Origin of the sequence: Rhodococcus sp. 27YEA6 (assembly GCF_044908235.1) — a bacterium.
Taxonomy (GTDB): domain Bacteria; phylum Actinomycetota; class Actinomycetes; order Mycobacteriales; family Mycobacteriaceae; genus Rhodococcus_F; species Rhodococcus_F qingshengii.
In genome coordinates this window covers 27,095-42,008 of sequence record NZ_JBIYCY010000024.1, presented here as the reverse complement: position 1 = coordinate 42,008, position 14,914 = coordinate 27,095, and the positions used below count along the sequence as shown (strand labels likewise).

Here is a 14,914-nt window from a genome sequence, read left to right as displayed (position 1 = left end):
CTCAAGGGTGAGGTTCTGGATCTGGTGCGCGCCCGACACGAGTTGCAGTCGCGGATGGTGTTGCTGATCGTGGAGATGTTTTCCCGTGAGGTTCTTGGCGGGAAGGGTTTTCGGGCGATCGCGCTGTGGTTGCATGGTTCGACGAATCTGGAGATCGGCGAGTGCAGTCTGCTGGTCGGGTTGGCGCGGTTGCTTCTGCTCGAGCCTGTTGTGGGCGATGCGTTTCACCGCGGGGATGTTGATGCGTTGAAAGCCCGTCAGGTGGCGTCGTTTTGTCAGCATCCGCCGAAGAACATGACCCTGGCGGATGTGGACAAGGCTCGCGGGATCTTGTTGGGGTTGGCGTCGCGGAACATTGCGGATTGTGATGCGGTGCGGGCGGCGATCCGGCGGATCGAGAAGCAGTACGGCAAACGCGAGGACGGCGTTCCGGTCGGTGAGGATTCGGAGCGTAACGAGTTCTACGCCTCGAAAGGCTTGTACGGGCGGGTCACTGTGAAGGGTGATCTGGATGCGGTCAACGGGGCCCGTCTGATCACGCTGCTGTCGAGCCTGTCCGCGCCGACGCCGGAGAAGGACGGCGTGAAGGACACGCGTACTCCGGCGCTGCGGCGGGCGGACGGGTTTTGCGAGTTGTTGCGCCGGTACGAGCGGGCGGGGTTGGGTCCGATCGAGGGCTGAGTGAAACCACACATCACGGTCACCGCCAGCGCAAAAGACATGACGGACCTGCAGGCGTTGAAAGACCTCCTGCCGTCCACCGAGGAGCTGGGATTCGCGTGGGCGGATTGGGTGGGCCCGATCAGTATCGATACTGCCCGGATGTTGGCGTGCGACTGCACAGTCACCCGGATCCTCCTGGATGAGAGTGGTGTTCCGCTCGACTGCGGTAAGGAAGCGAGAACGGCGACCGTTCCGCAGCGGCGGGCTCTTGCGGTTCGGGATGGTGGGTGTGCGTTTCCGGGGTGCGGGACTCCGTCGGGGTGGTGCGATGCCCATCATATTGTTCACTGGAACGATGGTGGCCCAACAGATCTCGACAACCTGGTTCTGTTGTGCGGTCATCACCATCGGACGCTGCATCACACGGAGTGGCGGGTGGAGATCGGCCCGGATCGAAAGACGGTGTTCTATCCACCGATGTCGATCGATCCGTATCAACAGCCGATCGGCGGGAACAGCCCACCCACAGCGGCGTGAACCGCGACAACTGACGAATACGCCGGGGCACAACAAAATGCCCCGGTGTAGCCGCATGCAGTGTTGCGGTGGGAGGGGCCCACACCAATACGATCGGGGGATGAGTTCTCCGCGTGACCTTGCTGCCATCCCGAGTCCTGCGCTCGAGGGCACTGCGCTCACCGTCGTGGTCCCGGTCGGTTCTTTCGAACAACACGGACCGCACCTGCCTCTCGATACCGACACTCGGATCGCGAGAGCAGTCGCACAGGCTCTGCCCGACGTCGTCGTGGCCCCGGCCATCGAATACGGGGCGAGCGGCGAACACGAAGGGTTTGCCGGCACGATTTCGATCGGTGCCGAGGCTATGGAAACCGTCGTCGTCGAATACGGAAGGTCGGCGTTCCGATGGACGAAGCGGGTGCTGTTCGTCAACGGCCACGGCGGAAATGGTCCCGCATTGGCCAAAGCGGTGGTACTTCTGCGGTATGAGGGGCGTGATGCTGCTTGGGTGCCGTGCGCTGTTGCGGGTGCCGACGCTCATGCCGGACACACTGAAACGAGCCTATTGCTGCACCTTTCGCCCGATTTGGTGCACATGAGCCTTGCTGAGACAGGAAATTTGTCTCCTATCGCGGACCTGATGCCAGGAATGCGTTCGGGCGGTATGGTCGCTGTGTCGCAAAACGGCGTTCTCGGCAATCCAGTCGGGGCTACCGCCGAAGACGGCGCATACATCTTCGGTGAGTTGGTAGGACGCGTGACGGATGGACTGGCCCGGTGGGAGCCTGGTCCAGATGGGAGGCTTCGGTGACGACCACGACCGAGTGGGGGCGGACGGTCCACCTGCGACGGCTTTCGAGGCTGCGACGAGTTGCAGCACGACGGGCTACGTCCCTTACGATCATCTGATGCGACCAGCAAGACTCCCCGACGGCTTCGGCATTCGGTTGGACCCCAAGGTGCGCACGTACTCGGGTGGCCGGGTACTCATCGGCGGATCTCCGACGCGGATGCTCAAGCTGGCGCCGACGGCTGCGGCGATGATCGGTGACGGCTTCCTCGAGGTGGTCGATCAGCAGAGCGCTGCGGTTGCGCGACACCTTCTCGATTCAGGTGTCGCGAATCCTCGTCCGATGTCGACGCCGTCCGCTGCCGATGTCACGGTCGTGATTCCGGTCAAGGACAACCAGGCCGGCGTCGAACGCCTATTGCCCGTCCTCAAGGATCTGACCGTCATCGTTGTCGACGACGGTTCGGAAGTGCCGGTGGAGCCCCGTCGCGCCTGCCCGGGCACCGGCACCATCACAGTGGTCCGGCACGAGAGTGCCCGCGGACCCTCGGCAGCGAGAAACTCGGGATTGCGTTCGGCCCAAACACGTTTCGTAGCTTTCCTGGACTCCGACGTCATACCGCGTGCCGGTTGGCTCGAGTTGATGTTGGGCCACTTCAGCGATCCGGGGGTTGCCCTTGTTGCACCCCGCATCGTCGCCCTCGATCCGTACGGGACGGCGCTGGCGCGGTACGAGAACATGCGATCGTCTCTCGACCTCGGACGCAAGGAAGCTGCGGTGAAGTCGGGCAGTCCGGTCGCCTATGTCCCCAGCGCCGCCGTGATCGTCCGGCGCGACGTGGCACTCGAATGCAACGGTTTCGACGAGAGTCTCGAAGTAGCCGAGGACGTCGATTTCTGCTGGCGACTGCAGGCTGCGGGTTGGCGACTGAGGTACGAACCGGTTGCGCATGTCGCCCACGATCATCGAGTTCAGTTCGACAAGTGGTTCGCCAGGAGAGCGTTCTACGGCACGGGTGCGGCGCCGTTGGCTGCAAGACACGAGGGTTCGGTTCCGCCGATGGCGATGTCGTTCTCGACGCTCTTCGCGTGCATCGCCGCCGCAACACTGACCCGTTCCGGTCTTGCCGGCGCACTCGGCGCTTTACTGTTTACCGTTTACCGGCTGCGAAAGATGTTCACCGGCCTGAGTCAACCCACCCGGATCGCGGCGATCCTCACCGCGCAGGGAGTTGTCGGCGGATTCTGGCAACTCGCCTCGGCAATGTGTCGTCACTACTGGCCCGTGACGCTCCTGGCGGTGATCGCCTCCAGGCGAATTCGGCGGCTGGCCGTCGCTGCAGCAGTCACCGAAGGTTTGGTGGACTGGTATCGCCACCGTGAGCCAGGCGGGCTGGGACCGGTTCGGTACGTCTTCTTCAAACGAGCCGACGACATCGCGTATGGAGCCGGACTCTGGCGTGGCGCATTCGACGCCCGCGACTGGGCGGCGCTGAAACCTCGAATCACCAAGTGACAGAAGCCGACTACGCAGATTTCCTGGTTGTCGGTGGTGGCACGTGTGGTTGCGTGGTCGCAGCCAGGCTCAGTGAAGATCCATCCGCCACGGTGATGCTCCTCGAATCGGGAAGCGGATATCGATCGGCGCTCGAACTCCCGGACGTCCTGGGTGATCCGTACCGACTGCCGGTCGGACCTGCGAGCGAATACACGTGGACCTATCCGGTCGAACTGACGCCGCGTCGGGCGTCCACAATTGCGCGGGGGCGGACACTCGGTGGATCCGGAGCCGTCAACGGTGCGTACTTCACCCGCGCGACCCGTGCTGATTTCGAGAATTGGCCGAGTTCATGGCGATACGACGACGTCTTGCCGTACTTCAAGAAGTCCGAAACGGATCGTGATTTCGAGGGCGAGTTCCACGGGACCGCCGGACCGATCCCGGTCGAGCGTCGAGCGTGGGACCAACTGCATCCACTGAGCGGCGAGTTTCATGCGGCAGCGCTCGGAGCAGGCTTTCCCGACGACGTCGACAAGAATGCGCCGGACTCGTTCGGGGTGGGCCGAGTGCCACTGAACGTGTCGGATCATCGTCGGATCAGTACGGCGATCGGGTATCTGATGCCGGCGTTGCACCGGCCGAATCTGCGGGTGGAATCCGGAGTGAACGTCATTCGCATCGCGTTCTCGGGTACCCGTGCGATCGGCGTCGACGTTCTCGACGACGGCAATGTCCGACGCATTCGTGCCGACCATGTGGTCGTGTGTTCGGGCGCGGTGGCGACACCGCACATTCTCCTCAATTCCGGTGTTGGTCCAGCGGAACAACTTGTAGAGCAAGGAGTTTCCGTCGTTCTCGATCGACCGGGCGTCGGACAGAACTTCGTCGACCACCCGGAAGTGCTGCTGCCGTACCATTTTTCGAAGCCCCGCACGATTCGATCGCAGACTCCGGTGCTGGAGACAGCCCTCAACCTCGCTGAGATCGAAATCCGTCCGTACACCGCATCTTTCACAGACCTGGTTCCCGGTGCGCCTCGCATGGACCACGGCGTCGGAGTGGTCCTGATGGCGCCGCGCAGCCGGGGAAGCATCGAACTGGCATCGGGGGATCCCGCTGGGGCGCCGCGTATTCGGTACAACTACGTCGCGTCGGCGCACGATCGAGCTGCCATTCGGGAAGGGATGCGGATCGCCGAGAATCTTCTCGAGTCGATCGCCGAGACGGGGTTGATCGATCGCCCCGTCGTGGAGTACACCGATGAGTGGGTCGAATCCCGCCTGGGAACGTCGCTGCATATGTCCGGTAGTTGCGTGATGGGTGCCGAGGCGGACCCGTTCGCAGTCGTCGACCGTCGGTGCCGTGTGATCGGCGCGCAAGGACTCAGTATTGTTGACACGTCAATCCTGCCGACGATCCCGACCCGCGGCCCGCATGCGACTGCGGTGATGGTCGCGGAACGAGCAAGCGCCATTCTGCTCGGTGACGAGTGACCGCGAGGGGCAGCAGGCTGGGTCGGCAGTCATACCGAATGGTCGTTCTCGCCTATGGGCTGTGATCGGCGTTACAGTGGTCCACGGAGCGGAGGAACGCAAAATATGGCACGTGAACAGGCTGTGCCCGGCAACCCGTGGGTGGCGGTCAGGCCAGGCGATGACGTCGCGTTACTCGCGCGGCGACTTTCGTCTGCCCATCAGTCGTTCATCGATGCTCGCGGCGTGCCCGGCCAGGGGCTGACCGACGACTCCCATGTCCGCTCGGTCGTACTCGAGTCCTGGATGCGTAGCCGCAACAAGGGGGTAAATCCCGATGTGGTCGGCAACCCTGAGATGCTCGAAGGGTTGGAGCTCGAAAAATATCGCTCCGCGCATCCCATGTCACTGATCCGTCCGGTGATTCGGAAACTCCTGGTGGAAGATGCTGCCGAGACCGGACTACTGATCGCGATCAGTGACGCACACGGTCGATTGCTCTGGGTGGAGGGTGACAACTCGGCCAAGGACAAGGCGTTGTCCATGAACTTCGTCGAAGGCGCCGATTGGAGCGAAGATCGTGTCGGCACCAATGCGCCGGGAACGGCGCTTGCTCTCGATCACTCCGTACAGATTTTCGGATCCGAGCATTTCAACCGAACCGTGCACGACTGGAGTTGTTCGGCCGCACCCGTCCACGATCCCACCACTGGGCAAATCCTTGGTGCCATCGACATCACCGGTGGTCCCAGGGTTGCGGTTCCCGAAGTGCTGTCACTGATCCGTGCAACTGTCGCGGCCGCCGAATCGGAATTGCGATTCCATCTCTTGAACTCGCCCATCCCACTCAGTGCCACGGCTCCGCGCCTCGAAACATTCGGTGCCGGCCGGCCGACGCTGGTTCGCGGCGGTGACCGCATCCCGATTTCGCAGCGTCACGCCGAGATTCTCCTTCTGCTTTCCGAACACCCGGAGGGTCTCAGCTCCGACCACCTTGCGGTCCTGCTCGACGAGGGCGAACTCGACGCAGTGACCATTCGCGCGGAAATGTCGCGGCTTCGTAAGGTTTTCGGCGCCGACCGGCTGGCTTCGCGCCCCTATCGGATCATCACGGAGTTCACGACAGATGTCGGCGATGTGCGGGCAGCGTTGGACCGAGGCGACGCAGCGACGGCGATGAAACTGTATTCGGGCCCGGTGCTGGCGGGCTCTGCCTCCCCGGGAATCGAAGAGGTGCGGGAAGAACTACGCACCAGGGTCCAGGCAGCTCTGCTGCGTGGAGGTGACGCCAACCTTCTGGCCCGGTGGACCACGTCGGTGCACGGCCGCGAAGACTCAGTCGTGTGGGAGGCCTACCTGTCCACGTTGGATCCTCAATCTCCGTTGTATTCGCAGGTCCAGGCAAGAATTGATCTCCTCGACCGCCAATTGGGCATCTGAGAATCATCCGCGTTTCTCGCACGCAACGTACTTGCAACGTTGCAACTCCTAGTGTTGTGAATCACACCCCACCGGGGGGTGGGATTGCAGTCACCGATTTGGTGGGTGCGCCCAGGAAGAACACGTTTACATAGGAGCTTGCAATGACCGTGTACGCCCGCCCAGGTACCGCCGACGCGATCATGTCCTTCCAGTCTCGATACGACAACTGGATCGGCAACGAATGGGTTGCTCCGGTCAAGGGTCAGTACTTCGAGAACCCGACACCGGTGACCGGACAGAATTTCTGTGATGTGGCTCGTTCCACCGCAGAAGACATCGAACTCGCTCTCGACGCAGCGCACGCAGCAGCTCCGGCCTGGGGCAAGACCTCGGTCGCCGAGCGCGCGATCATCTTGAACAAGATCGCTGATCGTATGGAGGAGAACCTCGAATCCATCGCACTCGCCGAGTCGTGGGACAACGGCAAGCCGATCCGCGAGACCCTCAACGCCGACATTCCGCTCGCCATCGATCACTTCCGATACTTCGCGGGAGCTATTCGCGCACAGGAAGGTTCGCTCTCGGAGATCAACTCCGACACCGTGGCGTACCACTTCCACGAGCCGCTCGGCGTAGTCGGCCAGATCATTCCGTGGAACTTCCCGATCCTCATGGCCGTGTGGAAGCTTGCCCCCGCCCTCGCTGCCGGCAATGCCATCGTGCTCAAGCCTGCCGAGCAGACGCCAGTCTCGATCCTGCACCTCATCGGCATCATCGGTGACCTGCTGCCTGCCGGTGTTCTCAACATCGTCAACGGCTTCGGCGTCGAGGCCGGAAAGCCGCTCGCGTCCAGCCCGCGTATCAAGAAGATCGCGTTCACCGGTGAGACCACCACCGGTCGCCTGATCATGCAGTACGCGTCGCAGAACCTTATCCCCGTCACCCTCGAACTCGGTGGCAAGAGCCCCAACATCTTCTTCTCCGACGTTCTCGCCTCAAACGACGACTACCAGGACAAGGCACTCGAGGGCTTCACGATGTTCGCCCTCAATCAGGGCGAGGTCTGCACCTGCCCGTCACGTTCGCTGATCCAGGAAGACATCTTCGACGAGTTCCTGGCGATGGCAGCCATCCGCACCAAGGCTGTGCGCCAAGGGGATCCGCTCGACACCGACACCATGATCGGTGCCCAGGCCAGCAACGATCAGCTCGAGAAGATCCTCTCGTACATCGAGATCGGCAAGGCCGAAGGCGCCAAGGTCATCACCGGTGGTGAGCGAGCCGAACTCGGCGGAGACCTGTCCGGCGGTTACTACGTCCAGCCGACGGTGTTCACCGGCAACAACAAGATGCGCATCTTCCAGGAAGAGATCTTCGGACCCGTCGTCTCGGTCACCTCGTTCAAGGACTACGACGAGGCCATCGAAATCGCCAACGACACGCTCTACGGTTTGGGCGCCGGTGTCTGGTCCCGCGACGGCGGAGTTGCTTACCGCGCAGGCCGCGACATCCAAGCCGGTCGCGTCTGGACCAACACGTACCACCAGTACCCGGCACACGCCGCTTTCGGTGGATACAAGCAGTCCGGCATCGGCCGCGAGAACCACCTGATGATGCTCTCGCACTACCAGCAGACCAAGAACCTCCTGGTCAGCTACGCCCAGAAGGCTCAGGGCTTCTTCTGATCTACCCACCGGCACCCGTGAGCCCCTCGCTGCGGGTGCCGGTGAGCAAGACTGCAACACGCGAAACCTGCACAAACACACGGAGGTTGGAATGAGCGCCACGGACACACCCGATACCGGCGCCGTTCCACCCCGGTTGGTGACCACCGCTGGGGCGGCTGACCTCCTGCGCCGCCTCAGCGGGACTCACGGCGAACTGATGATGCATCAATCCGGCGGATGCTGCGACGGCTCGGCCCCGATGTGTTATCCCTCAGGCGAATTCATCGTCGGGGACCGTGACGTACTACTCGGAATCATCGATCTCCGACTTGCTGTCGGAGAGACTCCCGAAGACCTTCCCACCGGAACCGACGCTGTACAGGTCTGGATTTCCGGATCACAGTTCGAAGCCTGGAAGCACACCCAGTTGGTGCTGGACGTCGTGCCCGGCCGCGGCAGTGGATTCAGCCTGGAGTCTCCTGAAGGATTCAGATTCCTCAGTCGAGCAAGGGCATTCACACCGGACGAAAACGAAGCACTCGGCGCGTCGAGCATTCTCGTGGGCGCTGATTGGGAAGCGGGCATGCGTCCTTTGCCCCCGACGGTTCCCCAGGTGGTCGCCGAGGCCGTCGATGCCTGCCCGGTGCCGGGCGCGGCCGCCCGATCCTGAGAACGGCAGCCTGAAGAAGATCTGAACAGACTCGGGGCCGCTCACATGACAGCCAGTTAACAGCACGGTCATCTCCAGGCGACCTTCTCCGTACATCGCCCACATACCGTTCATTTCACGCGACGCATCCACCGTGCGTCGTCTCATTCTTGACCGATTCAGAGGATGGACATGTCTCTTTCCGACCACGCAACCGGCAAAAACGCCGGTGCCGCGGGTGCACACCACGACGGCGCAGACTTCCATGCGGAAGACAATTCGTATCTGGAGAAACGAACACTCCGAAAGGGAACAGCAGGGTGGGTGCTGCTTGCGGGGTTGGGTGTCAGCTATGTGATTTCCGGTGACTACGCCGGCTGGAACAACGGTCTGGCCGAAGGTGGTTTCGGTGGCCTTCTCATCGCGGCCGTCGTCATCGCTGGTATGTACCTGGCGATGGTGCTCGGTATGGCCGAGATGTCGTCGGCACTTCCTGCCGCTGGTGGTGGATACACGTTTGCCAGACGGGCCATGGGGCCCTGGGGTGGATTTGCCACCGGCACAGCAATTCTCATCGAGTACTCGATAGCACCCGCAGCGATCGCGACCTTCATCGGTGCGTACGTCGAGTCCCTGAACCTGTTCGGGATCACCGACGGCTGGTGGGTGTACCTCGCGGTGTACGCGATCTTCATCGGCATTCACCTCACCGGCGCCGGTGAGGCACTCAAGGCGATGTTCATCATCACCGCCATTGCACTCGTCGGCCTGGTCGTGTTCGCGGTTTCGGCTGTCGGCCTTTTCGATTCGTCCAACCTCACCGATATCGCCGTCGACACCAGCGCAGTCGGATCGTCGTCGTTCCTGCCATTCGGTCTGCTCGGAATCTGGGCCGCCGTGCCCTTCGCGATCTGGTTCTTCCTTGCGGTCGAAGGTGTACCGCTGGCCGCCGAGGAAGCACGTGAGCCGGAGAAGAACGTCCCCCGCGGCATCATCATCAGCATGTTGATCCTGATCGTCACAGGCGCAACGGTTCTCTTCCTCGCCACCGGTGCGCTCGGCGCAGACGCCCTGTCCACCTCCGGAAATCCGCTCGTCGAGGCTCTGGGGGACAGCGGAGCGGCAAAGGCCGTCAACTACATCGGACTTGCCGGTCTGGTCGCGAGCTTCTTCTCGATCATGTACGCCTACTCACGCCAGACGTTTGCGCTCTCCCGCGCCGGCTATCTGCCGAAGAACCTGTCGGTGACCAACAAGCGCAAGGCCCCCACTCTCGCGCTCGTCGTACCCGGAATCATCGGCTTCGCGCTCTCACTCACCGGTGAAGGTGCAATGTTGCTCAACATGGCGGTGTTCGGCGCGGCAGTAAGCTACGTCCTGATGATGGTGAGTCACATCGTTCTTCGTAAGCGTGAGCCGAACATGCCGCGCCCGTACCGCACGCCCGGCGGTATCGCCACCACCTCGTTTGCGCTCGTGATCGCGGCAGTGTCGGTGGTGGCCACCTTCCTGGTCGATCCCGTTGCGGCATTGCTGACGTTGGTTGCCTTCGGAGTTCTGATGGCGTACTTCGGTCTCTACAGTCGTCACCACCTTGTTGCCAACTCGCCGGACGAGGAGTTTGCTGTACTTGCACAGGCGGAAGAAGAATTGGGATGAGTCGCGGGATGGCCAAGTATCACCAGCAGGTATCCGGAACCAACTACTCGTTCGACGGTCTCGTCGATCTGATGGCAAAAGCGACACCACTGCGGTCGGGTGACGAACTAGCCGGTTGCGCGGCAAGCTCCGACGCCGAACGTGCTGCTGCTCAATGGGTTCTGGCTGATCTTCCGTTGACGGTGTTCCTCGAAGATCTGTTGGTTCCGTACGAGGACGACGAGGTAACCAGGCTCATCATCGACAGCCACGATCGCCTGGCCTTTGCGCCGGTGGCCCACCTGACTGTTGGCGGACTACGAGACTGGTTGCTCGAGACCGCGTCGGCGCCGGAAGCTTCCGCACGGTTGTCCGCCGTAAGTCCCGGGCTCACCCCCGAGATGGTTGCGGCGGTCAGCAAGATCATGCGCAATCAGGACCTGATCGCCGTCGCGAAGGCCATCACCGTGACCGCGGGGTTCCGTACGACCATCGGACTGCCCGGCCGGCTGAGCACCCGACTCCAGCCAAACCACCCGACAGACGATCCACGCGGCATCGCGGCGGCCACATTGGACGGTCTCCTGATGGGATGTGGCGACGCCGTCATCGGTATCAACCCTGCGACGGACTCACCCCAGGCCACCTCGGATCTGCTCCACCTGCTCGACGACATCCGTCAGCGATTCGAGATCCCGACTCAGTCGTGCGTGCTCTCGCACGTGACCACCACGATCGGACTGATCGAATCGGGGGTGCCGGTCGATCTCGTCTTCCAGTCGATTGCCGGTACCGAAGGCGCCAATTCCGGTTTCGGAGTGAACATTCCGCTCCTGCGTGAGGGTAACGAGGCCGGGCGCTCCTTGAACCGCGGAACGGTCGGCAACAACGTCATGTACCTGGAGACGGGGCAGGGGTCCGCCCTCAGCTCAGGTGCCCACTACGGCACCGGCGGAGCCCCGGTCGATCAGCAGACACTCGAGACCAGGGCATACGCAGTGGCACGTGATCTCGAACCGCTGCTGGTCAACACCGTGGTCGGCTTCATCGGTCCCGAGTATCTCTACGACGGCAAGCAGATCATTCGCGCGGGCTTGGAGGATCACTTCTGCGGAAAACTCCTCGGGCTGCCGATGGGAGTGGACGTCTGCTACACCAACCACGCCGAAGCCGATCAAGACGACATGGACAACCTGCTCACCTTGCTGGGCGTCGCCGGCGCGGCGTTCGTGATCGCGGTGCCCGGCGCCGACGACGTGATGCTCGGCTATCAAAGTCTGGCGTTCCACGACGCGCTGTATGTGCGTAAGGTTCTCGGTTTGCAGCCCGCCCCGGAGTTCGAGACCTGGCTACACAACTTGGGGATGACCGACGCAAACGGTCGGGTTCTTCCGATCGACGCCGAAATGTCGCCGTTGCGGGCTTTGACGGTGAACTCATGACCGAAGATCAGGCACCGATCCTCGATTTCTGGGGTCCACTGCGCAAGACCACACAATCGCGTATCGGGCTGGGGCGTGCCGGAGATTCGTTGCCCACCAAACGGGTTCTCGAATTCAAGGCAGCTCACGCCGCAGCCCGCGACGCGGTCCATGAGCCACTCGACTCCGAGACGCTTGCCAGTCGGGTCGAAGGGGTGGGCATCGGGGCGCCGGTGGTGGTCGCGAGCAGCGTCTCCACCCGCAGTGAGTATCTCCGGAGACCCGACCTGGGGCGCCAACCGGCTGACCTGGGTGCGATCTCGAGTTCCGACAAGGAAATCGGGTTCATCCTCGCCGACGGACTCTCGCCGCGAGCACTGATGGACCACGGCGAGCAATTACTGTCTGCGTTGGTCACGGTGTTGGGGGAGCGGTACTCGATCGCGCCGCCCGTGATCGCCACGAATGCCCGTGTGGCACTGGGTGATCACATCGCTGCCGCGATGGGAGTGCAGACGGCGATCGTCCTGATCGGCGAACGTCCAGGGCTCTCCGTTGCGGACAGTGTCGGGATCTATCTGACTCACCTTCCCCGCGTCGGTCGTACCGACGCGGATCGAAACTGCATTTCCAATGTCCACCCACCCGAGGGACTCGGATACGAGCAGGCTGCTCGTGTCGTCCTGGGATTGGTGGCGGGAGCGCGCCAGTTGGGTCGCTCCGGCGTCGACCTCAAGGACACCTCTCGCGCCGACGCCGTTGCGTCGGGAGAAGTGCTGACGCTCGATTAATTGACAACTGCACGGCATACCCGGGTCGATCGACCCGGGTATGCCGTCGTACCCGAATCACGACGAAAACGAGGGAATCGATGTTCCGTTCGCTGCATGCCCGCGCCCTGTGTGCGTTGGCGGTAGGTAGTGTCCTGTTGAGTGCAACTGCATGTAGTTCGGCCGAGAGCGCCGCGAAAGAAGATGTGGCGCAGAGTGGTTCATCCTGCGCGGTGTTGGATCCCAGTCTTGCGTGGTACGGCGACAACCGTGTGACGTTGGATGCCATGATGACGGAGTTCGGAACGTGTGGAGCTGCAGGTGATGTCGATGACGGAGCTCCGTTGGCGCTCTTCGACTGGGACAACACAGTTGTCAAGAACGACATCGGAAGCGCCACCGCATTCTGGATGATCAAGAACAACAAGGTGTTACAGCCTGCCGGAGGGGACTGGGCAACCACCAGCCGCTTCATGACGCCAGCCGGCGCTGCCGCACTTTCCGCCGCGTGCGGCTCCGAGACCGCGCCGGGGCAACCGTTGGCAACCAGCACCGACCTGGACTGCGCGGACGAGATCGTTGCGGTACTCGAAGAGAAGACTCGCGACGGGCAAGCCGCATTCGACGGTTACGATCACCGCCGGACAAAAGCCGCATACGCGTGGGCCGTGCAGTTGATGGCAGGGCACACCGAGGACGAGATTACCGAGTACGCTCGCGCAGCGCGTGCCGAGAATCTCGCTGCTGCAGAAGGATCCGATCAGACCGTCGGTACGACGGAAGTCGACGGCTCGGTGCGGTACTACGCGCAAATCGAAGATTTGGTGAAATCCCTCGGCGCTCATGGATTCGACGTGCGGATCATCTCCGCGTCGGCCGAACCGGTCGTTCGAGTCTGGGCGGAACAACTGGGATTGGACGCCGATCACGTGATGGGAGTTCGGCCCATCGTCGAGGGCGGGTTTCTCACCGGGCGCCTGCGTGGGTGTGGTGGCGTTGTGGACGGCGACGACTCGGTCATTCCGTACATCGACGGCAAGCGGTGCCAGGTCAACGAGGTTGTCTACGGGGTTCAAGGGCCTACGGCGTTCGAGCAGTTGGCCGCCGATCGACGTCAGGTATTTGCTGCCGGTGATTCTGTCACCGACGTGACGTTCCTCGGAGATGCGACCGGTGCGCGCCTGGTGATCAACCGCAACAATCCCGAACTGATGTGCAATGCCTACGACAACAGTGACGGGAAATGGCTGGTCAACCCCATGTTCATCGAACCGAAGTCCCGGGCGGACGCTCCCTATCACTGCTCGACCGATGCTTACACCGACGCGGCCGGGGCAAAAGGTGCCGTGACCCGCGCAGACGGCAGCGTGATCCCCGATCAGGCCGATACCGTCGCGTGACGGTCGACTTGTCGCGGTGACTTCACAACGATCGATCGGGGTGTGATCTGATTCTGTCGAGCCCTTTGTCGGGCTGCGGAAACCCACGGGTGTCCGCTGTGATGCTGGAGCCGCAGAGGCGGCACGTGAGTAGGAGAAATCGATGGCCTTCGCTGGCAATGTGGACGAGTTGGCACTGCTCCAAGCAGTACGTCTCAAGGAGCGGGTCGGAGCGGTCGTCCTGGCCGAGCACCTGGGCGTCAGCTCGGCTTCCGGTCAAGCTGCGTACGACGCACTTGTCGCGCAGGGCAAAGCGGTCGAAGCGGAAAACGCCATCAGCCTGACCGAGAAAGGTTTGGCAGAACTCGAAGATCAGTTGGACGCCGAGCGCGTCTCGATCGACGAGGACTCCATCGGTGAGGTGTACGAGGCGTTCCTTCCCTTGGACGAGGAGTTCGCCGCGCTCATCGACGACGCAGATGCGGATTCCCTTGCAGAGTTGGATCGCCGGGCTGCAAACCTGTTCGACGATCTGTCGGCATTCGTTCCGCGGTTGTCTCGTTACCAGGATCTCTTCTCGGATGCTCTCGCGAAAGTGAAAGCGGGGGAGTCCAAGTGGATTTCCGAACCGATCATCGACTCCTACGCCACGGTGTGGGGCGAGATCCGTCAGGAACTGTTCGGGGCTGCCGGTAAGGCTTGATCCGTAGCGTTGCACCGTGACGCCGTTTCTCGAGGGCCGTCCGATTCGTGAGAACGAATCGGACGGCCTGCGGCATGTCGAGGGTCGTGAAACTCGTTACCATTGCATACAAGTCGTGACCGAGATCACTCCTACCCCCTTTTGGGGGTAGTGCGGGGGTGAGCCACATCACTACCTTTCCTCCTATCGACGGTGATGCCCACAGGGCGACACCACGGGACCACGGAGGAATCGAGTGACCACAGTCTCTCCCACAGGCGGCACCAGTGCCGCCGGCGCCGGGGGTGCGAGTGCCGCAGGTGCGACGCAGCCCCCGCAGA

At 62.4% G+C, this 14,914-nt stretch carries 11 protein-coding genes and 1 pseudogene; all 12 read left to right on the top strand.

Annotated features, from left to right (window positions below; translation table 11 throughout):
• Window positions 1-1,200, top strand: a pseudogene (locus tag ABH939_RS30895) (DUF222 domain-containing protein); the annotation flags it as partial.
• A 100-nt stretch (window positions 1,201-1,300) separates the two neighbouring features.
• Entirely contained in the window at window positions 1,301-1,993 is a 693-nt protein-coding gene (gene mftE / locus ABH939_RS30890; protein WP_404650637.1) for a mycofactocin biosynthesis peptidyl-dipeptidase MftE, read from the top strand.
• Window positions 1,994-2,090: 97 nt separating this feature from the next.
• Window positions 2,091-3,488, top strand: a complete 1,398-nt coding sequence (gene mftF, locus ABH939_RS30885) for a mycofactocin biosynthesis glycosyltransferase MftF (protein WP_007730153.1) — start codon at window positions 2,091-2,093, stop codon at window positions 3,486-3,488.
• Window positions 3,485-4,966, top strand: a complete 1,482-nt coding sequence (gene mftG, locus ABH939_RS30880) for a mycofactocin system GMC family oxidoreductase MftG (RefSeq protein ID WP_404650636.1) — start codon at window positions 3,485-3,487, stop codon at window positions 4,964-4,966. Before mftF ends, mftG begins: the two co-directional genes overlap by 4 nt.
• Window positions 4,967-5,071: 105 nt before the next feature.
• On the top strand, window positions 5,072-6,385 hold the full coding sequence (locus ABH939_RS30875; RefSeq protein ID WP_007730155.1) for a helix-turn-helix domain-containing protein: 1,314 nt from the start codon (window positions 5,072-5,074) through the stop codon (window positions 6,383-6,385).
• A gap of 143 nt (window positions 6,386-6,528) precedes the next feature.
• A complete protein-coding gene (gene adh / locus ABH939_RS30870; RefSeq protein WP_007730158.1) occupies window positions 6,529-8,052 on the top strand; it encodes an aldehyde dehydrogenase in 1,524 nt (507 codons plus the stop codon).
• A gap of 91 nt (window positions 8,053-8,143) precedes the next feature.
• Window positions 8,144-8,704: a DUF779 domain-containing protein gene (locus ABH939_RS30865; RefSeq protein WP_404650635.1), complete on the top strand. Its 561-nt coding sequence runs from the start codon at window positions 8,144-8,146 to the stop codon at window positions 8,702-8,704.
• A gap of 165 nt (window positions 8,705-8,869) precedes the next feature.
• Window positions 8,870-10,342 carry an ethanolamine permease gene (gene eat / locus ABH939_RS30860; RefSeq protein WP_003941913.1) on the top strand — a complete coding sequence of 491 codons (1,473 nt, stop codon included), beginning with the start codon at window positions 8,870-8,872 and terminating at the stop codon, window positions 10,340-10,342.
• Window positions 10,339-11,763, top strand: a complete 1,425-nt coding sequence (locus ABH939_RS30855) for an ethanolamine ammonia-lyase subunit EutB (protein WP_019744243.1) — start codon at window positions 10,339-10,341, stop codon at window positions 11,761-11,763. The genes eat and ABH939_RS30855 overlap by 4 nt, the downstream gene beginning before the upstream one ends.
• Window positions 11,760-12,533 carry an ethanolamine ammonia-lyase subunit EutC gene (eutC, locus tag ABH939_RS30850; protein WP_047268929.1) on the top strand — a complete coding sequence of 258 codons (774 nt, stop codon included), beginning with the start codon at window positions 11,760-11,762 and terminating at the stop codon, window positions 12,531-12,533. Before ABH939_RS30855 ends, eutC begins: the two co-directional genes overlap by 4 nt.
• An 80-nt stretch (window positions 12,534-12,613) precedes the next feature.
• Window positions 12,614-13,912, top strand: a complete 1,299-nt coding sequence (locus tag ABH939_RS30845) for an HAD family hydrolase (RefSeq protein ID WP_404650633.1) — start codon at window positions 12,614-12,616, stop codon at window positions 13,910-13,912.
• A gap of 142 nt (window positions 13,913-14,054) precedes the next feature.
• Window positions 14,055-14,594, top strand: coding sequence for a hypothetical protein (locus tag ABH939_RS30840; RefSeq protein WP_075832704.1), 540 nt, complete (start codon window positions 14,055-14,057; stop codon window positions 14,592-14,594).
• Window positions 14,595-14,914 lie beyond the last annotated feature (320 nt).

Excerpts from the sequence above, each read along its gene's own strand:
- mftE (WP_404650637.1), top strand. The coding sequence starts at position 1,301 with ATGAGTTCTCCGCGTGACCTTGCTGCCATCCCGAGTCCTGCGCTCGAG.
- mftF (WP_007730153.1), top strand. The coding sequence starts at position 2,091 with ATGCGACCAGCAAGACTCCCCGACGGCTTCGGCATTCGGTTGGACCCC.
- ABH939_RS30875 (WP_007730155.1), top strand. The coding sequence starts at position 5,072 with ATGGCACGTGAACAGGCTGTGCCCGGCAACCCGTGGGTGGCGGTCAGG.
- adh (WP_007730158.1), top strand. The coding sequence starts at position 6,529 with ATGACCGTGTACGCCCGCCCAGGTACCGCCGACGCGATCATGTCCTTC.
- ABH939_RS30865 (WP_404650635.1), top strand. The coding sequence starts at position 8,144 with ATGAGCGCCACGGACACACCCGATACCGGCGCCGTTCCACCCCGGTTG.
- eat (WP_003941913.1), top strand. The coding sequence starts at position 8,870 with ATGGACATGTCTCTTTCCGACCACGCAACCGGCAAAAACGCCGGTGCC.
- ABH939_RS30855 (WP_019744243.1), top strand. The coding sequence starts at position 10,339 with ATGAGTCGCGGGATGGCCAAGTATCACCAGCAGGTATCCGGAACCAAC.
- eutC (WP_047268929.1), top strand. The coding sequence starts at position 11,760 with ATGACCGAAGATCAGGCACCGATCCTCGATTTCTGGGGTCCACTGCGC.
- ABH939_RS30845 (WP_404650633.1), top strand. The coding sequence starts at position 12,614 with ATGTTCCGTTCGCTGCATGCCCGCGCCCTGTGTGCGTTGGCGGTAGGT.
- ABH939_RS30840 (WP_075832704.1), top strand. The coding sequence starts at position 14,055 with ATGGCCTTCGCTGGCAATGTGGACGAGTTGGCACTGCTCCAAGCAGTA.